The 24,092-nt window shown below is 38.1% G+C and carries 21 protein-coding genes and 13 tRNA genes; 5 read left to right on the top strand and 29 right to left on the bottom strand.

What is annotated here, in order from left to right; all coding sequences use genetic code 11:
- Positions 1 to 68 precede the first annotated feature (68 nt).
- The 3 genes from menH to BPMYX0001_RS20875 are packed head-to-tail and all read right to left on the bottom strand — an operon-like array spanning position 69 to position 4,023.
- Positions 69 to 881 (bottom strand): 2-succinyl-6-hydroxy-2,4-cyclohexadiene-1-carboxylate synthase, encoded by an 813-nt coding sequence (gene menH / locus BPMYX0001_RS20885; RefSeq protein WP_033796493.1) that lies wholly within the window; start codon positions 879 to 881, stop codon positions 69 to 71.
- Positions 878 to 2,632, bottom strand: coding sequence for a 2-succinyl-5-enolpyruvyl-6-hydroxy-3-cyclohexene-1-carboxylic-acid synthase (menD, locus tag BPMYX0001_RS20880; protein WP_018782034.1), 1,755 nt, complete (start codon positions 2,630 to 2,632; stop codon positions 878 to 880). Before menD ends, menH begins: the two co-directional genes overlap by 4 nt.
- The gene (locus BPMYX0001_RS20875; RefSeq protein ID WP_006096312.1) at positions 2,629 to 4,023 is read right to left on the bottom strand and encodes an isochorismate synthase; all 1,395 of its coding nucleotides are present in this window, start codon (positions 4,021 to 4,023) and stop codon (positions 2,629 to 2,631) included. Before BPMYX0001_RS20875 ends, menD begins: the two co-directional genes overlap by 4 nt.
- A 191-nt stretch (positions 4,024 to 4,214) precedes the next feature.
- On the opposite strand from BPMYX0001_RS20875, the gene BPMYX0001_RS20870 reads away from it, so the two are divergent.
- Together BPMYX0001_RS20870 and BPMYX0001_RS20865 are read left to right on the top strand one after the other, a co-directional pair.
- The gene (locus BPMYX0001_RS20870) at positions 4,215 to 5,168 is read left to right on the top strand and encodes a 1,4-dihydroxy-2-naphthoate polyprenyltransferase (RefSeq protein WP_006096311.1); all 954 of its coding nucleotides are present in this window, start codon (positions 4,215 to 4,217) and stop codon (positions 5,166 to 5,168) included.
- 223 nt (positions 5,169 to 5,391) lie between these two features.
- Positions 5,392 to 6,123 (top strand): yteA family sporulation protein, encoded by a 732-nt coding sequence (locus BPMYX0001_RS20865; RefSeq protein ID WP_003201460.1) that lies wholly within the window; start codon positions 5,392 to 5,394, stop codon positions 6,121 to 6,123.
- Positions 6,124 to 6,166: 43 nt separating this feature from the next.
- Here BPMYX0001_RS20865 and cspD read toward each other — a convergent pair whose 3' ends face one another.
- Positions 6,167 to 6,367 carry a cold-shock protein CspD gene (cspD, locus tag BPMYX0001_RS20860; RefSeq protein ID WP_001193049.1) on the bottom strand — a complete coding sequence of 67 codons (201 nt, stop codon included), beginning with the start codon at positions 6,365 to 6,367 and terminating at the stop codon, positions 6,167 to 6,169.
- Between the two features lie 516 nt (positions 6,368 to 6,883).
- On the opposite strand from cspD, the gene BPMYX0001_RS20855 reads away from it, so the two are divergent.
- Complete coding sequence (locus BPMYX0001_RS20855; RefSeq protein ID WP_003208823.1) at positions 6,884 to 7,666, top strand: TIGR00266 family protein; 783 nt, start codon at positions 6,884 to 6,886, stop codon at positions 7,664 to 7,666.
- 50 nt (positions 7,667 to 7,716) lie between these two features.
- Here the strand turns inward: BPMYX0001_RS20855 and BPMYX0001_RS20850 are convergent, their stop codons facing one another.
- On the bottom strand, positions 7,717 to 8,499 hold the full coding sequence (locus tag BPMYX0001_RS20850; protein WP_033799173.1) for a MerR family transcriptional regulator: 783 nt from the start codon (positions 8,497 to 8,499) through the stop codon (positions 7,717 to 7,719).
- A 195-nt stretch (positions 8,500 to 8,694) separates the two neighbouring features.
- Here BPMYX0001_RS20850 and BPMYX0001_RS20845 point away from each other — a divergent pair, with 195 nt between their 5' ends.
- On the top strand, positions 8,695 to 9,417 hold the full coding sequence (locus BPMYX0001_RS20845) for a lipase family protein (protein WP_003201474.1): 723 nt from the start codon (positions 8,695 to 8,697) through the stop codon (positions 9,415 to 9,417).
- 480 nt (positions 9,418 to 9,897) lie between these two features.
- Here the strand turns inward: BPMYX0001_RS20845 and BPMYX0001_RS20835 are convergent, their stop codons facing one another.
- From BPMYX0001_RS20835 to glgB, 5 genes are all read right to left on the bottom strand, one after another.
- Positions 9,898 to 12,306 (bottom strand): glycogen/starch/alpha-glucan phosphorylase, encoded by a 2,409-nt coding sequence (locus tag BPMYX0001_RS20835; protein WP_006096309.1) that lies wholly within the window; start codon positions 12,304 to 12,306, stop codon positions 9,898 to 9,900.
- 11 nt (positions 12,307 to 12,317) lie between these two features.
- Positions 12,318 to 13,754, bottom strand: a complete 1,437-nt coding sequence (gene glgA / locus BPMYX0001_RS20830; protein ID WP_033799718.1) for a glycogen synthase GlgA — start codon at positions 13,752 to 13,754, stop codon at positions 12,318 to 12,320.
- A gap of 351 nt (positions 13,755 to 14,105) precedes the next feature.
- Positions 14,106 to 15,140: a GlgC family sugar phosphate nucleotidyltransferase gene (locus BPMYX0001_RS20825; RefSeq protein WP_006096307.1), complete on the bottom strand. Its 1,035-nt coding sequence runs from the start codon at positions 15,138 to 15,140 to the stop codon at positions 14,106 to 14,108.
- Between the two features lie 18 nt (positions 15,141 to 15,158).
- Entirely contained in the window at positions 15,159 to 16,289 is a 1,131-nt protein-coding gene (locus BPMYX0001_RS20820; RefSeq protein WP_018782028.1) for a glucose-1-phosphate adenylyltransferase, read from the bottom strand.
- The gene (glgB, locus tag BPMYX0001_RS20815) at positions 16,237 to 18,174 is read right to left on the bottom strand and encodes a 1,4-alpha-glucan branching protein GlgB (RefSeq protein WP_033799171.1); all 1,938 of its coding nucleotides are present in this window, start codon (positions 18,172 to 18,174) and stop codon (positions 16,237 to 16,239) included. Before glgB ends, BPMYX0001_RS20820 begins: the two co-directional genes overlap by 53 nt.
- A gap of 539 nt (positions 18,175 to 18,713) precedes the next feature.
- On the opposite strand from glgB, the gene BPMYX0001_RS34985 reads away from it, so the two are divergent.
- On the top strand, positions 18,714 to 18,914 hold the full coding sequence (locus BPMYX0001_RS34985) for a TasA family protein (protein ID WP_139358590.1): 201 nt from the start codon (positions 18,714 to 18,716) through the stop codon (positions 18,912 to 18,914).
- Here BPMYX0001_RS34985 and BPMYX0001_RS34980 read toward each other — a convergent pair.
- The 19 genes from BPMYX0001_RS34980 to BPMYX0001_RS20725 all read right to left on the bottom strand — a co-directional run bounded on the left by BPMYX0001_RS34980 (position 18,898) and on the right by BPMYX0001_RS20725 (position 24,077).
- The gene (locus BPMYX0001_RS34980) at positions 18,898 to 19,080 is read right to left on the bottom strand and encodes a GNAT family N-acetyltransferase (protein WP_078211777.1); all 183 of its coding nucleotides are present in this window, start codon (positions 19,078 to 19,080) and stop codon (positions 18,898 to 18,900) included. The genes BPMYX0001_RS34985 and BPMYX0001_RS34980 overlap by 17 nt on opposite strands.
- Positions 19,067 to 19,309: a hypothetical protein gene (locus BPMYX0001_RS34975; protein ID WP_006096302.1), complete on the bottom strand. Its 243-nt coding sequence runs from the start codon at positions 19,307 to 19,309 to the stop codon at positions 19,067 to 19,069. Before BPMYX0001_RS34975 ends, BPMYX0001_RS34980 begins: the two co-directional genes overlap by 14 nt.
- A 220-nt stretch (positions 19,310 to 19,529) precedes the next feature.
- Positions 19,530 to 20,474 carry an L-lactate dehydrogenase gene (locus tag BPMYX0001_RS20805; RefSeq protein WP_006096301.1) on the bottom strand — a complete coding sequence of 315 codons (945 nt, stop codon included), beginning with the start codon at positions 20,472 to 20,474 and terminating at the stop codon, positions 19,530 to 19,532.
- A gap of 466 nt (positions 20,475 to 20,940) precedes the next feature.
- Positions 20,941 to 21,384 carry a carboxymuconolactone decarboxylase family protein gene (locus BPMYX0001_RS20800; RefSeq protein WP_006096300.1) on the bottom strand — a complete coding sequence of 148 codons (444 nt, stop codon included), beginning with the start codon at positions 21,382 to 21,384 and terminating at the stop codon, positions 20,941 to 20,943.
- A gap of 238 nt (positions 21,385 to 21,622) precedes the next feature.
- The gene (locus tag BPMYX0001_RS20795) at positions 21,623 to 22,495 is read right to left on the bottom strand and encodes an RNA polymerase sigma-70 factor (RefSeq protein WP_006096299.1); all 873 of its coding nucleotides are present in this window, start codon (positions 22,493 to 22,495) and stop codon (positions 21,623 to 21,625) included.
- 128 nt (positions 22,496 to 22,623) lie between these two features.
- Positions 22,624 to 22,779, bottom strand: a complete 156-nt coding sequence (locus BPMYX0001_RS20790; RefSeq protein WP_006096298.1) for an RNA polymerase sigma factor — start codon at positions 22,777 to 22,779, stop codon at positions 22,624 to 22,626.
- 160 nt (positions 22,780 to 22,939) lie between these two features.
- Positions 22,940 to 23,011: transfer RNA gene (locus tag BPMYX0001_RS20785), tRNA-Glu, on the bottom strand.
- Positions 23,012 to 23,017: 6 nt separating this feature from the next.
- Positions 23,018 to 23,108 (bottom strand) — tRNA-Ser (locus BPMYX0001_RS20780).
- Positions 23,109 to 23,116: 8 nt separating this feature from the next.
- Positions 23,117 to 23,191: transfer RNA gene (locus BPMYX0001_RS20775), tRNA-Asn, on the bottom strand.
- 4 nt (positions 23,192 to 23,195) lie between these two features.
- Positions 23,196 to 23,272, bottom strand: a tRNA-Ile gene (locus BPMYX0001_RS20770).
- Positions 23,273 to 23,283: 11 nt separating this feature from the next.
- Positions 23,284 to 23,354, bottom strand: a tRNA-Gly gene (locus BPMYX0001_RS20765).
- Positions 23,355 to 23,366: 12 nt separating this feature from the next.
- Positions 23,367 to 23,442, bottom strand: a tRNA-Lys gene (locus BPMYX0001_RS20760).
- A 10-nt stretch (positions 23,443 to 23,452) separates the two neighbouring features.
- Positions 23,453 to 23,528, bottom strand: a tRNA-Thr gene (locus BPMYX0001_RS20755).
- A gap of 14 nt (positions 23,529 to 23,542) precedes the next feature.
- Positions 23,543 to 23,618: transfer RNA gene (locus BPMYX0001_RS20750), tRNA-Phe, on the bottom strand.
- Positions 23,619 to 23,629: 11 nt separating this feature from the next.
- Positions 23,630 to 23,705, bottom strand: a tRNA-Asp gene (locus BPMYX0001_RS20745).
- Between the two features lie 2 nt (positions 23,706 to 23,707).
- Positions 23,708 to 23,784, bottom strand: a tRNA-Met gene (locus BPMYX0001_RS20740).
- Between the two features lie 25 nt (positions 23,785 to 23,809).
- Positions 23,810 to 23,902 (bottom strand) — tRNA-Ser (locus BPMYX0001_RS20735).
- A gap of 17 nt (positions 23,903 to 23,919) precedes the next feature.
- Positions 23,920 to 23,996: transfer RNA gene (locus tag BPMYX0001_RS20730), tRNA-Ile, on the bottom strand.
- Positions 23,997 to 24,000: 4 nt separating this feature from the next.
- Positions 24,001 to 24,077, bottom strand: a tRNA-Met gene (locus tag BPMYX0001_RS20725).
- Between the last annotated feature and the right edge of the window lie 15 nt (positions 24,078 to 24,092).

Genomic DNA, 24,092 nt, shown 5'->3' with positions numbered 1-24,092 from the left:
CCTTTTTATTGTGCTAATGGTTGTCCACTAGTCTCTATAAGTTCTACTTTCCTCAAAAGAAAAAAGTGTCACTGTATGGTTTTGAGAAATCCCTCTACTATTGTACCAAACTTTTGCGGTTGTTCCACATGAATTGCATGGCCAGCCCCATCAATTTTGACAAATTTCGCGTGAGGGATGCGTTTTTGTATATTTTGTAAGATGTGAAAGAACTTCTGATCGCTCTCTCCATTCATTAACAAGACAGGCATTTTGAGCTCTTCAAGCTGACTCCACCAAGAAGGCTGGGCTCCTGTTCCCATGCCCCGAAGGCTATTTGCGAGTCCTTTCGGGTTATTAGCAAGTCGCTCTTTCCTTACTTGTTCTTGCACACCTTGTGATAACTTTTTTTGCGTTGCAAACAGCGGGATATTTTCCCATCTATTTACGAAAGCTTCTATTCTTTCTAATTCAATTCGATCTGCAAGCTGTTCATCGCGCGCACGGCGCTCTTTCCGGTCCGATTCCATCTCAAGTCCAGCTGTGCAGTTCTCTAATAAAAGAGATTTCACGCGGTTTGGATATAAGCATGCCATCGTAATCGCCAGTCTTCCGCCCATTGAATAGCCGAGTATATGTGCTTTTTCAATATTCAAATGATCGAGTAGTGTCGTCATTTGAAGTGCTACATTTTGAATATCATAATGCATAAGTTCCTCGGGACTTTCCGTTTTTCCATGTCCCACAAGATCAACTGTGATGACTTGGAACTGTTTACTCCATGCAGGAATAAACGAATGCCACGTTTCCATGCTCCCCGTAAAACCATGAAGAAGTAGAAGTGGCTCTCCACTACCGACCACTTCATATTCATACGTTATACCTTGCAGCGCTACTTTCATTCCGATTCACCTTGCAAAATTTCCGTAGCAACCTTCGATGTACTTGCCCATAAATCACGGTGCAATTGTAAATTCTCTTCTCGGTTTGTACAAATTTCCACAACGTGTAACCCTTTTTCCGTTGTTCCTTTTTTTACTTCATGACGAAATGCTTCCCAGTCATTTACACGCGAGAATGAACCACCGTACATTTTGACAACATGTTCATAATCAAGCCCAAGCGGCGTTCCGAATAATGATTCAAAATGTTCTTTTGACTTGTATTGTGGTAGGAATGAGAAGATGCCACCACCATCGTTATTAACAACGACAATTGTTACGTTTAAATCATGTAATTTTGCTGCTAAGAGTCCATTTAGGTCATGATAAAATGATAAATCACCAATGACTAATACGAGTGGTTCACAAACAGTGCTCGTTCCTAAGGCTGTTGAAATAATCCCATCAATCCCATTCACACCACGATTTGCCATGACATGAATTTTTTTATCTATGTTAAAGAAAAATGTATCTGTGTCACGAATTGGCATGCTATTGCTGACAAATAACGTCGCTTCTTCTTGTAACACATGCACAATGTCTGTAATCACTTTTCCTTCAAACGCTGTTTCATATGTTTCGATTTCACGAAGCTTTTTCTTCGTTGCATCGTTTATATGTTTCCACATCTCGCACCAATCATTCTGTTCTCGCTTTTGCATATTATCTGTCATTGCTTTACAAAACGAGACGTCGCTTGCACATACCACTTCCGTTGCTACAAGAGCTGGATCTCTCCATTTTCCTGATTCATCTACAACAATATGGACAGCAGCCGTTTGTTTCTTTATATATTGCGTTAATGCCTTAGATACTGGCATACCACCGAAACGAATAATGACATCTGGCTTCCATGTATCCTTCAAGCATTCATTTCGTAAAAATGTATCATAGCAATCGATTACCAATGATTTATCGTGATTACCGCTCCGAAGACCTGAAAGCGGATCTGCCAAAATTGGATATCCAGTTTTCTCAGCAAGCTGCGTGATAACTTCAGCAATCTCTGGATGACTATCGTCTCCACAAATAATAAGCCCCTTTTCCATACTCAAAAGGCGCTCTGTAAGAGAACTTACATATTCACTCGTCATCGCCATATTCCCTTGATGAACTGCCCCTGTATATTCACCTCGTCCTTTTTCCCATAATTCCTCTAAAGAAAAGTCAGGGATCAACGGCTCTCGAAGTGGAAAATTAATATGGACAGGTCCCCTTGGCGCAAGAGATGCACTTGCAACAGCACGCCCGGCTGTCATACGGGCATAATGATACATCGGCTCTCTAGCTTCTGGCAGTGCCATCTCCATAAACTGTTTCACAAAGGAGCCATATAAGTTCAGCTGATTCATTGCCTGCGGGGCACCAACATCTCTTAGTTCATGTGGTCTATCTGCTGTTAAGACAAGCAATGGCACACGCGAATGAAAGGCTTCACAAATTGCTGGATAATAGTTCGCTGCCGCTGTTCCTGATGTACATAAAATCGCTACAGGACGCTTCTTCGCTTTCGCAATACCGAGCGCGAAAAAAGCAGCTGATCGTTCATCTACATGCAAATATGTTTTTATCTGTTCATGTTGCTCCATTAGCAAGGCTAGCGGCGTTGACCGCGAACCTGGACTAATGACAACATCATATACATTTAGACGCGCCAGTTCGTCCACAAACGCGCCTAAATAATATGATAATGCTTCTATATGATTATTCATTTCATTAATTCCTCCAAAGCACCAAGCATCGGTCTAAACTTCAAACTTGTTTCTTCATATTCAAGCTGTGGTACTGAATCAATCACAATACCGCAGCCGGCAAATAAGGATGCCTTGTCACCATTTAATAGCCCGCAGCGCAGGGCTACCGCAAATTCGCCGTTCCCTTTGTCATCTATCCAGCCGATTGGTGCTCCGTACAATCCACGGTCTAATAACTCTACATTACGGATGAGCTTCATCGCCGCGTGGCGTGGCGTACCACCAAGTGCTGGCGTTGGATGCAGTTCTTCCACCATTGAAAGAAGTGATGCTTCACCTTTCGCTTCAACCGGTGTATATAAATGTAGTAAATTTTTTGTTGTTAATAAACCTGGACGCTGCGGAATAGTAACGGATTCACAATGCTCTGTTAATACGCTACGAATCATATTGACTACATAACCATGCTCTGCTAAATTCTTTTCATCATGAAGAAGCGCATCACCATTTTGCTTACTTTCTTCTATAGAATTACCATGACCAATCGAACCAGCAAGGCACATCGATGTAAATTTTCCGCCTTCTTTTCGAATTAATCTTTCAGGCGTTGCTCCTAAAAAGCATGCTCCTTTATAATCGAAGGAAAACACGTAACAATCCGGTTGCCCAATACGGAGCGCCTCTAAAACACGAGCAGAATCAATATTCTGATCCATCGTTAGTTTTAATTCTCTTGCCAATACAACCTTTTGTACAATTCCTTTTTTCATTTCATCCTGCACTTTTACAATTGCATTCATCCAGCTCTTTGGATCAACTTCTACTTTAGAAGTTACTGTTAATTTTGCTTCTGTAAGCGGACAGTTGCATTCTTCTAAAATTCTTTTTTCCAAAGAAACAATTTCTTCATACACTCCCTGTGCAGAGTCTTCAGCTGAAATAAATGTATTCATTGTTAACCATGCTTTTTCATTTTTTACCGTTAAAAGAAAAGCCGGTAACGATAATGTTGTATCTTTAAACTCTTCCCAAAGATCCGTTTGTTCTTTTTCTGGATCAAATGAAAAACTACCAAATAAAAGTGGACCCGTTCCAAATTCATACTCTTCTCTGTGAACAATTGCTTTCTCTTGCACTTTACTCCACTTTTCGTGGGCATTTTGAAAGCGTTTGTCAGAAGAATTTGCTATAGTGAAAACAGAGCCAATTCCAGCAAATATGACATGCTGAGATGGGTCTGCAAAATAACATCTATTTTCGGATGCAATCCTTTTTCCTGCTGCATAAAAAAGAAGCGGATCCATCCAATCTATTTGTTTTACAAAACTGACCAATGTTTTTTCATTCGTCGCATGTTTAATAGCTGCCAAAATCACTTCTTGTAAATCTTTTTGTTTCGTCTGAATCACAAAGTCTCCCCCCTATGGGCGAAAAATAGTCATAAATACGCTTGATTTTAAGATACACCTCAAACGAAAGCCCTGTCAACGTTTAGCATTTCTGAGAAATTCCCCTTCTCTTCCTAGAAAATAAACGTTGACACTAAATGATGCTTTTCCTACACTTAATTGTGTATATTATGTGACAAGGAGGATTCAACATGGAAATGAAAGTCGAAACGAATTCCTCTCCTATGTCGCCAAAGCCAAGTAAACAAACAGGCTGGCGCATTTGGTGGAGTTTATTACGTCCTCATACATTAACAGCAGCTTTTGTTCCTGTTTTTATTGGAACAGCTTATGCAATGCAAGTAGGGGGTATCAATCAAATACATCTCCCTCTTTTCTTTATCATGCTTCTTGCTTGTCTTCTCATTCAAGCAGCAACAAACATGTTTAATGAATACTTTGATTATAAAAGAGGATTAGATCACGAAGGTTCAGTTGGTATCGGTGGTGCCATTGTCCGTGACGGAATTCAACCAAAAACAGTCCTTAATTTAGCATTTGGATTTTTCGGTATCGCAATGCTTTTAGGCGTTTATATTTGTATGAACTCTAGCTGGTGGCTTGCTGCAATCGGTCTTGTTTGTATGGCTATTGCTTACCTTTATACAGGCGGCCCACTTCCGATTGCCTATACGCCTTTTGGAGAATTAACAGCAGGATTATTTATGGGTGTTATTATTATTGGTATTTCATTTTTCATTCAGACAGGAACTGTAACATCAGAAATTATTTTAGTATCTATTCCAAATGCGATTTTAATTGGAGCGATTTTACTTTCCAACAACATTCGTGATTTAGATGGAGATAAAGAGAATGGCCGTAATACATTAGCGATTATTGTTGGACGTGAGAACGCAATTGGTGTTCTTGCTTCCATGTTTATTGTTTCCTACATTTGGACAATTGCCCTAATCATTGTCGGAATCGTGTCCCCATGGATGCTGATTGTTTTCCTAAGTGCCCCGAAAGCATTTAAAGCGACAAAAGGATTTATCGGCAAAAGTATTCCAATGGAAATGGCACCTGCGATGATCGCGACGGCAAAAACAAATACAATCTTTGGTTTCTTAATGGGAATCGGACTATTACTTGGTTATTTCCTATAAAAGAGGAGCTGCTAGAGCAGCTCCTTTTTCCTTTTTCCATTTTCAAAATATATCGGCGATTTTTTAAATATATCGACCGTTTCTCCTCATATATCGGCACTTCGACACAACATATCGATCGCTCGACATTTTACAACACGATCGACTCACTCAAATACCGGGATATTTCCCGCAATCAAGCTCATACTACATAAAGAAACCGAATTGTAGGAAGGTGGATACTATGTTAACTCCACAACAAATCAATCATTTTAAATCCATTTTAGAAAAGCAACTGCACGAAATTGAACAAACGCTGCAAAGTCATGAAGGCGAAGACCGCGCCTCTGAACGGGAATCTGTTGGAGAATTATCCGCTTATGACAATCATCCCGGCGATATGGCTACCGAATTATATGAACGCGAAAAAGACTTCGGGCTTATTGAATTTTGGCATAAGCAACTGCAAGATACAAAGCATGCCTTACAAAAAATCGAAGCTGGCACATATGGGGTTTGCGAAGTTTCTGGTGAAGAAATTCCACTAGAAAGATTAGAAGCGATGCCAACTGCTACGACCTGTATAGAACATACAACGAATAAATTAAACTTAAGCGCACGTCCCGTTGAAGAAGAATTAGTAGAGCCACCGTTTGGCAAATACGATATGGACAGTGCCGTAGGATACGATGCAGAGGATGCTTGGCAAGATGTTGCTTTATACGGAACATCAGAAACACCATCTGATTTAGAACGCCGCGACTCGAAAAACTTTGATGAGATGTATGTAGATGCTGAAGAACCACGCGGTTACGTAGAAGACTTTGAAAACTTCATCGGAACAGATATGTATGGAAAGAATCCACAGGTGTATGCAACAGAAGAGCATGAAGAATATGAACAGATGCTGGATGATTTTGAAGAACGAACTTATAAAGGTGAGTTATCTCCGAATGAGTCTAGTTCAAAAGAATAAAAAAGCATTCCGAAATTCGGAATGCTTTTTTCTCGCTAGCTAATTAGTTTTTTGTAACGTTAGCAGCTTGTGGTCCACGGTTACCTTCAACGATTTCGAAAGAAACTTCTTGACCTTCTTCTAAAGTTTTGAAGCCGTCGCCTTGGATAGCTGAGAAATGTACGAATACATCGTCTCCACCTTCAACTTCGATGAAACCGAAACCTTTTTCGCCATTAAACCATTTAACTTTACCTGTTTGCATGTCATGTACCTCCTAAATAAAAATGAAACTATGAATCCACATGAAAAGGTGGATATAAAGGACATGAATGTATCTCAGACCTGATGCCTTGAATTAAACACGCTTTATTTCCGTACCACATTATGTAGCTCAATAGTGATTTCACTATATCACGCTCTATCAAAAACGTCAAATGAGAACACTTTCATTTCAGCATTTTTCTCATATTTTTTAAAAAGGTTCACAAAATATGTAAACTATATGTAAAGTGAAACTTTAATCAGTGGGGGTTTTCTTCATCCCCACTGATTAGTAGTTGAACGAATCGGGCTTTTACGGTCAAATCCTTTTTCAGCCCCATGCCAAGTGAAAACAAAGAGAGCAAACGCGAGCAGGTCACCTGTTGTTTTTCGTAGCAGTGACTTATATGTTGAACAATCAAAACAGATTTTTGTTTAAAAATTAACAAAACGATAGTTTTCTAATCTCATTAATTTCTGTACAATATTAGTATCCACTACATATGAGGTGAAAATAATGAAAGCACATGAAATTGAGTATAAATTATATGGCGATGATATGCAGTTTGTTGAAATTGAATTAGATCCAGAAGAAAGCGTAATTGCAGAAGCTGGAGCAATGATGATGATGGAAGACCATATTGAAATGGAAACAATCTTCGGTGACGGTGCTGGAAAGTCTAGCGGCCTATTCGGTAAATTAATGGGTGCCGGAAAACGACTCGTTACAGGTGAGAGTATGTTTATGACCGTATTTACAAATACAGGTCATGGCAAACGTCACGTATCATTTGCTGCACCTTACCCTGGAAAAATCGTTCCAGTTGATTTAACAGAATATCAAGGCAAAGTAGTTTGTCAAAAAGATGCATTCCTTTGCGCCGCAAAAGGTGTTTCTATCGGAATTGAATTCACGAAAAAAATTGGTAGCGGCTTCTTCGGCGGTGAAGGCTTCATTATGCAGAAGCTTGAAGGTGATGGCCTTGCTTTCATGCACGCAGGTGGCACAGTATACAAACGTGAGCTTAAGCCCGGTGAAAGACTCCGCATTGATACAGGGTGTCTCGTTGCAATGACAAGAGATGTTAACTACGACATTCAATTCGTAGGAAACGTAAAAACTGCGTTATTTGGCGGAGAAGGTTTATTCTTCGCTACATTAGAAGGACCAGGAACAGTTTGGATTCAATCCTTAACATTAAGCCGTTTAGCAGCGCGTCTTACAAGCCCTGCAGCTCAAAGTAGCGGGGAAGGTAGCGTTTTAGGTGGACTTGGTCGCCTTCTTGATGGAAAAGAATAAGGTCCAAATCGCTATGTCATAAGACGTAGCGATTTTTTCACTTATCTTTTTCACTTATCATTTTCTCCTGTAGGACTGTACATACCATGTTGAATCATATAATACTCCATTGCCGCATTTAACCATTCCTCTTCTTCCTTTGTATATGGTGATGGAATCATATTTTCATACTCATCTTCCATATTTTCTAATCCATTCAAAGAGCATATCGTTTCTTCTCCCACATATGTAAGAGTTGCCTTCATATGTTGATCGACAAGCTTTTGCACTTCTGGATCATGGACTGGTTTTCCAAATAATCTCTTTACCTCCTTCGACAACTGAATAAATTCTTTATCCAATGCCACCATCTCTTCTTCAGATTTATCGTATAATCGATCAACGACTTCCTTATCCATATATTCCTCAAGCCATAGGCGTTGTTCACTTTCTTTTTGTATATTACAAATTAAACTCATTAAAATGTCACTATCTACTTGCCCTTCATCTTCTAATAAAGTAATTGTTCGATTAATTGCTTTCAAAGAAATTTCGATATGCTCCTTTTTCTCTTCAAAAGCTTGTTTCTGACTTTGTAATGTTTCTTTTAAACTTACATTAAAGCTAGACATATTTATCATTACAGATATTTCGTCTAGACTATATCCTAAAAATTTTAGACTTACTATTTTTTGCAACGTTAAGATGTCTTGCTTTTTATATATTCGACGTCCGGAACTAGGATGTTTTTCGGGTTTAAGTAATCCAATTTCATCGTAATAATGTAGCGTCCGTATTGATATGCCTGTTCTTTTCGAAAACTCTCCAATTGAATAGTTTTCACTTTTACTCATCTTAAATCCCCCCTACATTCTTTTTACCGATGTGGTTACTCAAATCATACTACCTCACGTAACTGAAGGTTCAAGTGTTAATTTGTAAAAAACATTCATTTTTCATTGCACTTTGTTTTCAAGCCACTCAAAGAATGATTCCCCATCCCCACTCATATATTGAACTATTACTTCTTCTTTAGGAGGGCTTCTCTGATGCGTGCTCCTTTATCCTTTGATAAAGATACTGCCATATTGCTAGCTTCTTGCTGCGAGTTAACATATGATCAATATAAACAAAATGGGATTTTTCAAATACCTGAAGGATTTCAATATGTACAAGGTTTTCAGGCTAAGGTTATGCAAACAACAGAGTGGTTTGGATTCATATTAGAATCTGAGGATACAGTCATCGTAGCGTTTCGAGGGACCCAATCCGATCCAGAGTGGGTCATTGATTCACTTGTGAACCAAAAACCTTATCCATACGCCTTAAATAGCGGAAACGTCCATAACGGCTTTCTCTCTGTTTATGAATCGTGCCGTGATACGATTATGGATATGCTCGTATCTTTACCATCACATAAAAAACTACTCGCCACAGGGCATAGCCTAGGCGGAGCACTTGCCACACTACACATATTAGATGCACGCGTTAATACTGCGTTTGCACAATACGGTCTCTATAACTTTGCCTCTCCAAAAGTCGGTGATATCACTTTTCGCAACTACTATAAAATGCAAGTAGCAAGTAGCTTTCGCTTCGTTAATTTATTCGATGTGGTCCCGCTTCTTCCACCGCGCAAAGTACATTTTAATGACCAAGACTGGGAGTATACACATGTTCATCACAACTTGACATTTACGAAAAATACAAAATCTATCGTCAACAACCACGCCATGACAACATACAAAACATGTCTGACTTCTCATTTTTGATACGGAAACATTTGGAAAAAATATACTATTACATTATAATAATCTATGTAATTATTTTTGGATGAGAGGACCTTACATGCTAAAATATTTCTTTGCAATTTTTCTCGTTATACTTTTTACGGTCACAGGTTTCTGTACATTCTCATACTTTGCTACAGAGGAATATGGTGGGACTGGTGTTTTGTATTCAGTAAATCCTTGTATCTCAGTAGCAAACTAAGTAAAAACAGCTTGGAAAATTTCCAAGCTATTTTTACTTTACGAATTCCACTCATTCTTCTTTCATATTTTTTCATCAATATTTTCCAATAAATAAAAGCCCCTCAAAATCTTCACAAGGGACTCTATCTTATTCCTATATATCCATTTTGATTTTCCAACATATAAGTCGCCTCTATGCATGGCCGGATGCTTTATCCCACCTAAAAAGAATGGTGGGTTATGTCGGTTTTTTAATTTGTATTTATATATATATTCCATTCACGAAAGCTTAACCCTATCACCAATACCCCAAATCTCATTACTATACTGCAGAATCGTTCGATCACTAGCAAAGTGTCCTGATTGTGCAATATTGATGATAGACATTTCTAGCCACTTTCTTCGGTTTTCATATGCTCTTCCTACATCTTCTTGACGCTCTGCATATGGACTAAAATCACGAAGGACAAAGTACTCGTCATTTTGAATAACAAGAGAATCATAAATTGCTTCAAATTCGGCTCCAACATTTGTGAAAAAGCCATTTATTAACTGATCGACTACTTTTTTTATGTGCATATTATGATGATAGTAATCATTTGCACGATATCCACCATTTTGATAATAATGAAGCACCTCTTCCGCTGTTAAACCAAAGATAAAACAGGCTTCATCTCCTACTTTTTCTCTTATTTCAATATTGGCCCCATCCAGCGTTCCGAGCGTAATTGCACCATTCATCATAAACTTCATATTCCCTGTTCCTGATGCCTCTTTACTTGCTGTAGAGATTTGCTCACTTACATCTGCTGCTGGGAAAATATATTCAGCTAAAGAAACCCGATAGTTTTCTAGAAAGATAACTTTCATATATTGACTCACATATGGATCTTGATTTACCTTTCTAGCAAGTTCATTTATTAATTTAATAATTTTTTTCGCATAATAATAGCCTGGCGATGCCTTCGCTCCAAAAATAAATGTACGCGGATAAAACGAAAAGCTTGAGTCTTCTTTTAAACGATTGTACAAATACAAAATATGTAACACATTTAATAGTTGCCTTTTATAAGCGTGCAATCGTTTTACTTGTACATCAAAAATGGAACTCGGGTCAACGATAATCCCCATCTTGCTTTGAATTTGCTCTGCTAAAATATATTTACGCTCTTGCTTTACATCATGCAACTTGTCTTGAAAAGCAGTGTCATGTTGAAAGCTTTGCAGTGATTGCAACTGAATCGGTTGCTTCTTCCATTCCGTTCCAATTGCTTCTGAAATGAGATTTGCAAGCTGCGGATTCGCCTTCATAAGCCAGCGCCGATGCGCGATTCCATTTGTCTTATTGTTAAATTTCTCCGGATAAAAATCATAAAACAATTGCATTTCACGTTGCTTTAAAATTTCTGTATGAATTTTTGCCACGCCATTTACACTATAACTTCCGACAATTGCTAAATGTGCCATTTTGACAAGATCATGCGCGATAATTGCCATATCTTCAATCCGCTTCCAATCATACGGATATCGCTCCCATAGTTCATGACAAAAGCGTTCATTGATTTCTTCAATAATCATATAAATTCGTGGTAATAACGGTTTAAAAATATGGATTGGCCACTTCTCAAGTGCTTCTGATAATGTCGTATGATTCGTATAAGAAATTGTCTGAGTCGTAATATCCCATGCTTCTTCCCAAGCAAGCTTTTCTTCATCTAGTAAAATACGCATAAGTTCTGGAATTGCTAAAACGGGATGCGTATCGTTAATGTGAATCGCGATTTTCTCATGTAAATTACGAAGCGTTCCATTTTGCTCTCTATGCATGCGAACAATGTTTTGTAAGCTTGCTGATACAAGGAAATACTGCTGCTTTAAACGTAGTATTTTCCCTTCATCATGCGTATCATCCGGGTATAAAAATTCTGATACCACTTCTGTTTCACGTTTATATTTCAAAATATCTTTACAATTTTGTGGAAAAGGAACCGGCTCTGCATTCCAAAGGCGAAGTGTATTCACAGTATCTGTTTCATATCCAACAACCGGAACGTCATATGGAACTGCCATAATCACTTCCGCATTCGTATGACGAAATTCGAGGCGACCATTCATTTCTATCGGCTCTACATTTCCAAAGTAGCTCACTTCTACCGCTTGATCGTGTCGTCTTACTTCCCAAACATTTTCATGAAGGAGCCACTGTTCTGGTAATTCTACTTGATATCCATCCACAATTTTCTGATCAAACAAGCCATGCTTATAACGAATACCACATCCGTGCCCTGGAAGATTTAAAGATGCAAGTGAATCGAGAAAACAGGCTGCAAGGCGGCCAAGTCCTCCATTGCCAAGCCCTGCATCCGCTTCACTTTCTTCCAATTCCTTTAATGAAATTCCAAGCTCTGAAAGGCCTTGTTCACATACATCACGGATACCTAGATTTAGTAAGTTACTACCGAGCAAACGACCAAGTAAAAACTCAATAGACAAGTAATACATTTGCTTTTGATTCCCTGTCCGGTACCTTTCATTTGTTGCAATCCAATGCTGATTCATATACTCACGTACCATACGACCAAGTGTATTATACTGGTCACGACTGGTAGAATCTTTGAAACTTTTTCCATACATCGTTTCTAGTTTTTCTAAAAAGGCTACTTTAAAGCTTTCAACATGAGTAAACATTTTTTCACCACCTAAGAGTGTTTCAGCAAACTTTTATATAGTTCCTTATATTCAAGAGCTGACTTTTTCCAGCTATAATCCTCTGTCATCGCTTGTTTTACAAGCTGATTCCATACCGGTTGATTATGATAATACTTCAGTGCACGACGAACCGTATGTAACATGTCATGAGCGTTAAAATTTCTAAAGCTGAAGCCATTTCCATTCTCTGTTTTCTCATTATAAGACTGAACTGTATCGTTCAATCCTCCCGTCTCTCTTACAATTGGGATCACACCATATGCCAGTGCAATGAGCTGTCCGAGTCCACATGGTTCAAATAATGATGGCATTAAAAATAAATCGCTCCCTGCATATACTTGATGCGCTAGCTCCTCATTAAACCCGATATACACTTTCACTTTTTCTGGATACTCATATGCCATCCATTCGAAAAACTGCTCATATTCAGAATCCCCTGATCCTAAAATGATACATTGTACATCGTCTTCCATCATTTCATGAAAGACAGTACGTACTAAATCAAGGCCTTTTTGCTTTGTTAATCGCGTTACCATCGAAATAATTGGCGTATCTTCTTTTTCTGGCAAACCAAAGTAGCGCTGTAATGCGCGTTTATTTTCTTGTTTTTCATACAATGATTTTGCATCATACTGCGCAGTAATATAAGGATCCGTTTTCGGATTATATACGCTCGTATCAATACCATTTACAATCCCGCTCAGCTTATCATTATATTTCCGTAACAAACCATCTAATTTTTCACCAAAAAATCCATATTGGATCTCTTCTTTATACGTCGGGCTAACCGCTGTAATGCGATCTGAAGCGATGATACCGCCTTTCATAAAGTTAACGTTCCCATAAAACTCAAGCTGTTCACTATCAAAATATTCATCACCAAGTTCCAGTAAATCATGCATAACTTCACGAGGAAACACACCCTGGAACTGCAAATTATGAATCGTATAAACAGTTTTAATATGCTCATACAATGGATGATCCCCATACTTTTCACGCAGTAAAAAATTCGCCATCGCTGTATGCCAATCATGACTGTGAAGGATGTCCACTTCAAAATCTAGGTGCGGCATACACTCTAACACTGCCTTAGAAAAGAAAGAAAAACGTTCTCCATCATCATAATGTCCATAAAGAGAATCCCTTTTAAAATAATATTCATTGTCGATTAAATAATACGTAATCCCGCCTTGCTCCCCTTTTAAAATCCCGCAATATTGATTTCGCCAACCGAGCTGCACATTGATTACCTTATGAAGCGTACATGCTTCTCGCAAGTGCTTGGGAATAAGGCTGTAGTTTGGTAGGATAATACGGACGTTTACTCCTAATTTTTTCAATTCTTTTGGAAGTGCACCCGCCACATCTGCTAAGCCACCTGATTTAATAAACGGTACGCATTCTGATACTGCAAATAAAATATTCACGTGTTGTTCCACTGTCTGAAAAGCGTGTACACCATGATCCGCCCTTCTTACAGCTTCCTCCCTTCGGATTTTAAATTCATATCATGATGAGCCAGTGAATCCCTATTGGATAGAATTTCACTGGCTATATATATCCATTTTGATTTTTCGACATATAAGTCACTGCTACGAAGAACAAAAGATGATTACTACTTGTTTTGTTTTCTCTCTTTGTTTTAACTCTTTGTTTTCACTTGGCATGGGGCAGGAAAAGGATCTGACCGCCTCTATGCATGGGCGGATGCTCTCTTCCACCTTAAAAAGAATGTTTTTTATCAGTTTTCCAATTTGTACTTAACTTACATAGATCTTTTAAGAATAACTAGTAATATTTTGACTTTGAACACTGCCCTTTTCCAAAACGTATGGATTATCAGGCGTTCCTGTTAAAACCACACCATCCTCAATTTTAACATCCTTATCAATAATAACGCCGTCTAATATACAGTTATCTCCAATTTGGCTCTTTTGCATAATGATGCTATTTCGAATAACCGAACCTTTCCCAACCTTAACAGAACGAAATACAACACTATTCTCAACTTTTCCTGCAATAACACTACCGTTTGCAATCATTGTGTTTTGCACCTGCGCTCCTTTTATATAACGTGTTGGTGGTTCATCCTTTACTTTTGTAAAAATCGGAGCTTCTTTCGTAAACAACTGCTTCCAAATAGAAGGCTGCAAAATTTCTAAACTATGTTTATAATAATTTTCAATCGAATCGATTACTGCTACATACCCTGTATGCTCATATGTAGTAATGTATAGAGACTCTCCTCGTTTCTCTTTGACTACATCAAACAAACTATAGTGTTCCATGTCTTTATATGTTTCAAATAAATCTAATAATAACTGTTTCTTCAGCACATAAGTTTGCAGTGATACGCCTTCATGGCATACTTCTGTAACATCCGCGCCCGTATGTATATGTCTTTCCAATATCTTTTGAAAATTTAATGCTGTAACAAGATGACTATTTGTAATAACAACATACTCTTGTCTGCTGCGCAGAAAATAGTCAATATGTCTTCTAAAATGAGCGAAGGAACCAAACTCATCTTGATTACATTGGCAATTCGGAGGAAATAAAAATAAGCCGTCGCGTTTTCTATCTAAATCCCATTGTTTTCCTGATCCGAGATGATCCATCAAGGAACGATTTTTATGACTCGTAAAAATTGCTACACTATGAATATGGGAATTAACCATATTTGAAAGCATAAAATCAATGAGACGATAACGTCCTCCAAATGGTAGTGCTGCCAGTGAACGGTGCCCTGTTACTTTCTTTAAGGAAGAAAAACTCCCTGTTGCATTAATAATTCCTAACATTGATTCTCCCATTCATCTTATCCTCCTTCACTATTTCCCCTCAGCTATTAGTACGACATCCTCGATATTTTTTTCTGGACGAATAATTGTCCCATCTTCAATGACCATACCCGATCCGACAATCGCTCTTTCAATGACAACATTTTTACCGATGCATGCATCTGGCATAATTACCGAATCGATTACCATACTCCCTTCTCCAACCGTCACTCCTTGGAATAAAACAGAGTGTTTTACATCTCCTTCAACAACGCATCCTTCATTAATTAATGATTCTTCTACCTTTGCGCCTTCAGCAATATACTGCGGCGGCTCATTTGGATTCACCGAATAAATGCGCCAGCTATGATCATTTAACTGTAAGGTCGATTCTTCTCGAAGCAAGTCCATATTTGCTTCCCATAAACTTTTTACAGTTCCAACATCTTTCCAATACCCTTCAAATGGGTAAGCAATGAGCTTTTTCTCCTCGTCTAATAAAAGCGGGATGACATCTTTTCCAAAATCATTACTAGATTCTGGATTTCTTGCATCCATCTCTAAATATTCTTTTAAAACAGCCCAATTAAAGATATAAATTCCCATCGAAGCAAGATTGCTTTTTGGAAATTGTGGTTTTTCCTCAAATTCAACAATTTCCATATCCTCATTCGTATGCATAATGCCGAATCGACTTGCTTCATCCCAAGGTACTTCAATAACTGAAATCGAAACATCTGCTTCTTTTTCAATATGGTAATCTAACATTTTACTGTAATCCATTTTATAAATATGATCTCCTGACAAAATCAGAACATATTCCGGATCGTACTGATGCAAATAGTTTAAGTTTTGATAAATAGCACTCGCTGTTCCTGTATACCATTTCACTCCTGAAGATTCCGAGTACGGAGGCAATACGGTCACGCCGCCATTCACACGATCTAAATCCCAAGCATTACCGATTCCAATATAACTATGAAGCTCAAGCGGCTGATACTGCGTTAAAATTCCAACTGTTTCAATACCAGAGTTTGCACAATTACTTAATGTGAAATCAATAATTCGGTACTTACCGCCAAACGGAACAGCTGGCTTTGCTAAATTTTTTGTTAAAGCACTTAAACGACTACCCTTTCCTCCTGCTAGTAACATCGCTACGCACGTCTGCTTTTGAACCATCTTGTTTTTTGCTCCCCTTTCTCGTTTTCACTGGTCTTAAAATGGATACGCCAAATGGTGGAATTGTTATTTCTACATGGGCAGACTGATTATGATACGGCTCTAGAATTGTCTTTAGGCGCTTTTTATTTACCTGCCCTGAGCCGCCATATATTGCTGCGTCACTATTTAAAATCTCGTTATAATACTTGAACTCTGGTACACCTACTTTATAATTTTCATACACAATATTAGTAAAATTACATATCACAACAAAGATATCGTCTTCCTTATCCCCTTTACGAATAAACGAGAAAATACTTTGTTCTTTGTTATCGGCATCAATCCACTGAAATCCTTCCTGCGAATGATCCAACTGCCAAAGTGGTTTAGAGCGCTTATACAATGCTATGAGCTCTTTAAAGTAATCATGCATATAACGATGCATTTCAAAATCATGCAAATTCCAATCTAGACCCTCGAGATCTTTCCATTCGTCAAACTGACCAAATTCCCCACCCATAAAGAGTAATTTCTTTCCAGGATGCGTAAAGAAATACCCGTATAATAAACGCAGTTGTGCAAACTTTTCCCAGTAGTCTCCTGGCATTTTATTTAACAATGATTTTTTTCCGTGAACGACTTCATCGTGAGAGAGCGGTAATATAAAGTTTTCGGAGTAAGCATATAGCAAAGAAAATGTCATTTTCTCATGAATATATTTCCGATATTCCGGTGCACACTCCATGTATTTTAGAACATCATTCATCCAGCCCATATTCCACTTATAATTAAACCCTAGTCCGCCTTCATACACTGGCGCAGTCACAAGTGGCCAAGCTGTCGAATCTTCTGCGGTCATCAAAAATTCTTCGTCCTCTGCAAATACTGCCTCATTTAACTCACGCAAGAAGGAAACGGCGTATTCATTACTTTGCTGCTTCCCTTCTTTTTCCCAGTACAACATATTCGCAACCGCATCGACACGAAAGCCGTCAATATGGTAATACTTCATCCAAAACAGTGCATTTGAAATTAAAAAATTACGCACTTCCTGTTTTCCTAAATCAAAATTTACTGTGCCCCAAACGTGATTTTCCTGTACATCCAAATCTTTATATTCATAGGTCGGCGCTCCATCAAATAAATACAACCCATGAGCATCTTTACAAAAATGACCCGGCACCCAATCTAAAATGACACCGATTCCATATTTATGACATTCATCGACAAAATACATGAAATCATGCGGTGTACCAAATCGGCTTGTCACCGCATAATATCCGGTTCCCTGATATCCCCAGGAACGGTCATATGGATGTTCCACAAGCGGCATAATTTCAATGTGGGTAAATTGATGTTCCACCACATAAGGAATGAGCTCCTCTGCCATCTCTCGATATGAGTACAGAGAGCCATCTTCTTTCTTTTTCCATGAACCAAAATGCAACTCATAAATTGCCATTGCTTCCTTATAAATTAATTTTCGTTTCTTCTTTCGAAACCAATTTTTATCATTCCATTTATATCCCTTTATATCAAAAATAACAGATGCCGTATTTGGTCTTACTTCTGCATATGTTGCATAGGGATCTGCTTTTAAAATTGTTTCACCATCTGGAGTTTCAATCGCATACTTATATATTTCATTTTCCCCCAAATGTGGTATAAACAATGACCAAATACCCTCTTCTGCCATTTTTCGCATCTTATGCCCTTCAATATCCCACTCATTAAAATCGCCAACTACACTCAGAGCTTTCGCATGAGGAGCCCATACTGTAAATCGTACGCCTTGTATTTCATCTTCCGTTACAAGATGCGCGCCAAATATGTTATAGCTCTCATAACACTGCTTTGTATGAAATTCATACACACTCTCTTCTATACAATTTGTTACACTCAATATGTTCACCTCACTAAGATGACAGAATTTTTATTACTTTTTAAATATTCTATAGGAAACTGAAATATCCTTGTGTATTTTTAAATAAATATACGTTTTTTCGCGGAAATTAAAGGTAACACTTTAATTTTTCGTCAAATTTATCGAATTTTGACGAATATTCATTGAAAGCGTTTTATTTTTTGTTCGTCCTTTTTTATTTTTCACAAAAATATACAATAGTAAGAAGGTCTCTATTTTTCTAGTTTCTTCCCTATCTTTATTATCTTGAAACAAATGTTTTCTCATAAAGTGAAACTTTAATCAGCTCTCACCAATTGGGATTTTACGGGCAGTTTATCTCCCACCTAACTTTTTTGTTTCCATTGAATTTTGAGGTGAGATTATTACTGTCCACGAATAACGGAGTAAAACATTTACTGGAAATCATGCTTTCTAACTATCCCCTCACTTAAATACTATATTTTATCTAATTGTTAGTAAGGCGCTATATATTTCACTCTAAACATGGGGGCTTATTATAGCATAGCGCTTCTCCTATTTTAACAACCCTGAAACATCAAAATAACGCATTACAAGCTGGTATAGTATATTTATCTAATCCTACTGTTACCGTCAATATGAAAGATTTAAAGCCAGGTAATTCGTTCAAGAAGAACTTCAAAACTGAAAACAAAGAAAAGTACCGACTCTCGGTACTTTTCTTGTTTTTTCATTTCTTATTTACTTGTAAACCATAACTGTTTGTAACGGAGTAAAACCTATCTTTTCATCAATCTCTTGAGCAAAGTTTGTGGAAAATACATTAAGACGTACTTCCTCATATCCATTTCTTTTCAACTCTTCAATCCCAGCCTGAACTAACTTTTTAGAAATCCCTTTACCTCGAAATTCAGATAAAACCAAATTCCCTTTCTGTAAAATAATCCGTATTTGTCCCTACTAATATCCATCCAGCTATTGAATCATTCTCTTTGTATACAAAATAATACGCCCCTTTTTCAATAAGACCTGTCATCATCTGTATCGCTTTTTCTCCGGAAATTGTTCCATGATTTTGAATACCTTCATTAGCAGATAATGCTACATTAGATAGTATGTATGTTGTTTCTTCAGCATTAGCTCTTTCTATCATAACTTTATTCCCCTCATTTCATGGATTTAATTTCCATATAAAAAAATAAAAGCACTCTATACAAAATAGGGTGCTTTTCCTATAAATGATCCTTTTCCAGCAAAAGGGGGTGTATATTTGGGGATATACAGGGAAACTGGAAAAGGAATTTATATAAAGTTATATAAAAATTCAGAAGCCGGAAGCAATTTCCCGCTTCTGAATTATTTATCAATTATCCTTATAGTACTGGTGCCATTGTTTCTTTTAATACTTTTACAGAGTGAGTAAATTTCGCTTTTTCTTCTTCATTTAACTCAAGCTCCACGATTTCACGTACACCTTCGCGGTTAATGACAGCTGGAACACCTACATAAGCATCTTTCTCGCTGTATTGACCTTCAAGGTATGCAGATACAGTTAGTACACTGTTCTCGTTGTTTAAGATCGCTTTAGTTACACGAAGTAGTGACATACCAATTCCGTAGTAAGTTGCACCTTTACGCTCGATGATGTGGTAAGCAGCATCGCGTACATTTGCAAAGATTTTATCTAAATCATCTTGGTTATACTGTTCGTTGTTCGCTAAGATTGTTTCTAGCTTTTGTACACCTACAGTAGCGTGGCTCCATACTGGAAGTTCAGTGTCACCGTGCTCACCAATGATATATGCATGAACGTTACGTGGATCTACATCTAAATAGTCACCTAACATGTAGCGGAAACGAGCAGAGTCTAAAGTTGTACCAGAACCGATTACGCGTTCTTTTGGTAATCCAGATTCTTTCCAAGTTACATAAGTTAAAATATCAACTGGGTTAGTTGCGATTAGGAAAATACCATCAAATCCGTTATCCATAATGCCGCGAACGATTTGCTTAAAGATTTTTGTATTTTTCTCAACTAAATCTAAACGAGTTTCACCTGGCTTTTGTGGTAATCCAGCAGTGATAACAACTAAATCTGCATCTTTGCAATCTGCATAACTACCGCTCCAAACTTTTGTTGGTGATGGAGAGAATGGTACCGCATGGCTTAAGTCCATTGCTTCCCCTTCCGCTTTAGCCTCATTTACATCCACAAGTACAAATTCTTCAGCTACACCTTGGTTAATCATTGAGTAAGCATAACTACAACCTACTGCACCTGTTCCTACTAATACTACACGATTGATACCTTTTTTCATGGTAAATTCCCCTCTCTATTGTTCACATTTATTTTTTTTATTATTGTTTAAGTAATTAATTAAAATACTAATTTAATGTTGTTTAACTTCTTTACATTCATATTGTAGCACGATTCATTGTGAATATATTCACAAATTATGACCTATTTGTGAACTTTCTCACAGACAGTAGAAAGTTATGATATTAGGTGTGGAATCGATTTTAATGGAAGCCTTTTCTTTAGATTGTGAAAAGCTTATTTCCTTATATTTTATCGTTTACCTATTAAAGATTAGATCATACATAATTTGCAAAAGCTCTATATCCTTCCCATTACAATTTCTTTATACTCAAAAACGAAAAAGCTATCCTTTCAGCAGTATTTCCAGAAAGAATAACTTATTTTTTCGTTTTTGGAACCATCCTTTTTCTTAGTTTGTTGACAGTATGAGGGTGCCTCTACAAACTATTAGTAACATCTCCACCTTATCTTTTTTCCGGCATTAAACGGGTAGATACCCCAATTCGATTCCATGCATTAATAGTAACAATCTGCATAACGATTTCAGCAATTTGTTCTTCTTCAAAGAAATTTCTTACCTCTTCATATACCTCATCAGGAACGTGCGTTTCCGCTACTAGTGTAATTGCCTCTGTCAAAGCAAGCACAGCACGTTCTTCCTGCGTAAAAAATGGTGTCTCACGCCAAGCATTAAGAGCATAAATACGTTGCTCTGTTTCCCCTAGTTTTCGTGCATCTTTCGTATGAATATCAATGCAATACGCACATCCATTGATTTGAGAAGCACGGATTTTAATTAGCTCTTTCAATATTTCATCGATACTTGTAGTCATCAAGTATTTTTCTAAACCTACCATTGCCTTATAACCTTCCGGGTTTACCTTTCCCATTAAAAATCTTGTTTCCATCTTATATTCCCTCCATAAAATTAGTTTGTACTTTGGTACCAGGATATTTAATAAGGTCTTTCATGAATTATTTCAAATTACTATCTGCCGTAAAATATTTTCATTCATGACAGAAGCTCTAATAGAAAACATACAAGCATCCCTTTTATATCCTGTCACTTATAAGACAAATTAGCTTTTCAATTTGTGACAAAATAAAAAAGAGATCTAAAAAAAAGATCTCTTTTTCAATTACATGCTATAGAACTGGAATATGCTTTAGTTTATCAGGATTGACTACAATGTAAATTCTTCTAATGGATTCTCCGCTTTCATCCCACTCAAAGCATATGGCCTTCTCTGCACGGCCCTTATTCCTTGCTAAAATACCAAATTGACCATTTATGATAGTTGGGAGAAGCTCCAATTGGAAGAATCCTCGTGAAACAATAGACTCCAAAAATATCTGGATACGCTGTTTGCCCATAATCGGAAATATAGCAGCACGTACTTTACCGCCTCCGTCAGTGACAAGTGTTGCATCTACTGTCAGTAAATTAATAAATCCCTCAAAATTTCCTGTTTCTGAGCCTTTGATAAAGGTATGTATCATCTTTTCTGTATGATCCAATTGTTGCGGATGTACGGGTACTTCATGCCTTATCTTCTCTTTACAACGACTAAAAATCTTTCGGCAATTTGCCTCTGATTTGTTTAAAAGCTCCGCTATTTCACGATACTCGTACTTAAACACTTCTCTTAAAACAAATATAGCTCTTTCAACAGGTGTTAACTTCTCTAACAGTACAAGAAATGCATAGGATACTCTTTCGGTTTGCAGTAGTGTTTCCATTGGATTTAATTTCTCCGTATCTATCTCTGGCTCAGGAAGCCATTCTCCTGTATACATTTCTCTCTGTTTCCGCGCAGACTGTAGTACATTCAAACAATGGTTTGTTGTCACCTTAATTAAATATGCTTTCATATTTCTAATTTGTTCTTGCTCCATATGCTGACTTTTAATGAGTATATCCTGTGCAACATCCTCTGCATCACTAACAGAGCCAAGCAGGCGGTATGCAACAGAGTAAACTAAGGATTGATACGTTCGATACAAAGTTTCAAAATCCATACTATCACTCCATTCTATAGCGTGTTCCAATATAAAAATATATGATTTGTTATAATTCTTTCTGTTACAAAAGGAACGATTCTTCATTTTATACAAACTCTTATATATTGCTGACATGATAATATTGGTTAATTTTTATTCATTGGTATAGATAACAATGCTTTATAGATTGTATCTTGAACAATATTTTCCGCTTCCACTGCATTTACACCGATTTTAAGAAGATATCTATAAATATTCTTAGACGTTTGTATAATTATTTCTTCAACTTTTTCATATGCCATTGCTCTCTCCTTTCTATTAGTTAGACGCCTCAAAAAGAAAAAAGTATACAAAAATTATCAATTTTAATAAAAAAAGCAGACTTTGATAAGTCTGCTTTTTCTTGAAGAAAATATCATTATAAACAAAAAGAGATAGCACATTATGCTATCTCTTTAAGTATGACCCGTACGGGATTCGAACCCGTGTTACCGCCGTGAAAGGGCGGTGTCTTAACCACTTGACCAACGGGCCAGTTTCTGGCAGAGAAGAAGGGATTCGAACCCTCGCACCGCGTTAGCGATCTACTCCCTTAGCAGGGGAGCCCCTTGAGCCACTTGGGTACTTCTCTATATAATATGGCTCCGCAGGTAGGACTCGAACCTACGACCGATCGGTTAACAGCCGATAGCTCTACCACTGAGCTACTGCGGAATAATGGTGGGCCTAAATGGACTCGAACCATCGACCTCACGCTTATCAGGCGTGCGCTCTAACCAGCTGAGCTATAGGCCCCCAATGGAAAAAGCGGGTGAAGAGAATCGAACTCTCGACCAGAGCTTGGAAGGCTCTTGTTTTACCACTAAACTACACCCGCATGAAACTAAAATGGTGAGCCATGAAGGACTCGAACCTTCGACCCTCTGATTAAAAGTCAGATGCTCTACCAACTGAGCTAATGGCTCATTTTGAAAGTGGTGCCGGCTAGAGGACTTGAACCCCCAACCTACTGATTACAAGTCAGTTGCTCTACCAATTGAGCTAAGCCGGCTTGCTATTTCAAAATGGTGGCTCGGGACGGAATCGAACCGCCGACACGAGGATTTTCAGTCCTCTGCTCTACCGACTGAGCTACCGAGCCTTTATGTAAAATGGCGGTCCCGACCGGGGTCGAACCGGCGATCTCCTGCGTGACAGGCAGGCATGTTAACCACTACACCACGGGACCATTGGTTGCGGGGACAGGATTTGAACCTGCGACCTTCGGGTTATGAGCCCGACGAGCTACCAGACTGCTCCACCCCGCGACGATACAATATTCTTTTAAAAAAATGGAGGAGGTAGAGGGATTCGAACCCCCGCGCGACTCTCGCCGCCTGTCGGTTTTCAAGACCGATCCCTTCAGCCAGACTTGGGTATACCTCCAGGGAATTTACTTTAAATGGTGGACCTTGTAGGACTCGAACCTACGACCGGACGGTTATGAGCCGTCTGCTCTAACCAGCTGAGCTAAAGGTCCCTTATGGTAGCGGCGGAGGGGATCGAACCCCCGACCTCACGGGTATGAACCGTACGCTCTAGCCAGCTGAGCTACACCGCCATAATAAAGTTATAA

Origin of the sequence: Bacillus pseudomycoides DSM 12442 (genome assembly GCF_000161455.1) — a bacterium.
Lineage (GTDB): Bacteria > Bacillota > Bacilli > Bacillales > Bacillaceae_G > Bacillus_A > Bacillus_A pseudomycoides.
The sequence above is the reverse complement of the archived record's forward strand: the minus strand, read 5'-3'. Positions and strand labels throughout refer to the sequence as shown.

What these genes read in the sequence shown, in the direction of transcription:
- BPMYX0001_RS20820 (WP_018782028.1), bottom strand. Translation starts at nt 16,289, where the DNA reads ATGGTTCAAAAGCAGACGTGCGTAGCGATGTTACTAGCAGGAGGAAAG.
- BPMYX0001_RS34975 (WP_006096302.1), bottom strand. Translation starts at nt 19,309, where the DNA reads ATGATAGAAAGAGCTAATGCTGAAGAAACAACATACATACTATCTAAT.
- BPMYX0001_RS20845 (WP_003201474.1), top strand. Translation starts at nt 8,695, where the DNA reads ATGCGTGCTCCTTTATCCTTTGATAAAGATACTGCCATATTGCTAGCT.
- BPMYX0001_RS20870 (WP_006096311.1), top strand. Translation starts at nt 4,215, where the DNA reads ATGGAAATGAAAGTCGAAACGAATTCCTCTCCTATGTCGCCAAAGCCA.
- cspD (WP_001193049.1), bottom strand. Translation starts at nt 6,367, where the DNA reads ATGCAAACAGGTAAAGTTAAATGGTTTAATGGCGAAAAAGGTTTCGGT.
- BPMYX0001_RS20865 (WP_003201460.1), top strand. Translation starts at nt 5,392, where the DNA reads ATGTTAACTCCACAACAAATCAATCATTTTAAATCCATTTTAGAAAAG.
- BPMYX0001_RS20800 (WP_006096300.1), bottom strand. Translation starts at nt 21,384, where the DNA reads ATGGAAACAAGATTTTTAATGGGAAAGGTAAACCCGGAAGGTTATAAG.
- BPMYX0001_RS20855 (WP_003208823.1), top strand. Translation starts at nt 6,884, where the DNA reads ATGAAAGCACATGAAATTGAGTATAAATTATATGGCGATGATATGCAG.
- BPMYX0001_RS20850 (WP_033799173.1), bottom strand. Translation starts at nt 8,499, where the DNA reads ATGAGTAAAAGTGAAAACTATTCAATTGGAGAGTTTTCGAAAAGAACA.
- BPMYX0001_RS20795 (WP_006096299.1), bottom strand. Translation starts at nt 22,495, where the DNA reads ATGGATTTTGAAACTTTGTATCGAACGTATCAATCCTTAGTTTACTCT.
- BPMYX0001_RS20790 (WP_006096298.1), bottom strand. Translation starts at nt 22,779, where the DNA reads ATGGCATATGAAAAAGTTGAAGAAATAATTATACAAACGTCTAAGAAT.
- BPMYX0001_RS20825 (WP_006096307.1), bottom strand. Translation starts at nt 15,140, where the DNA reads ATGGGAGAATCAATGTTAGGAATTATTAATGCAACAGGGAGTTTTTCT.
- menD (WP_018782034.1), bottom strand. Translation starts at nt 2,632, where the DNA reads ATGAATAATCATATAGAAGCATTATCATATTATTTAGGCGCGTTTGTG.
- menH (WP_033796493.1), bottom strand. Translation starts at nt 881, where the DNA reads ATGAAAGTAGCGCTGCAAGGTATAACGTATGAATATGAAGTGGTCGGT.
- BPMYX0001_RS20835 (WP_006096309.1), bottom strand. Translation starts at nt 12,306, where the DNA reads ATGTTTACTCATGTTGAAAGCTTTAAAGTAGCCTTTTTAGAAAAACTA.
- BPMYX0001_RS20805 (WP_006096301.1), bottom strand. Translation starts at nt 20,474, where the DNA reads ATGAAAAAAGGTATCAATCGTGTAGTATTAGTAGGAACAGGTGCAGTA.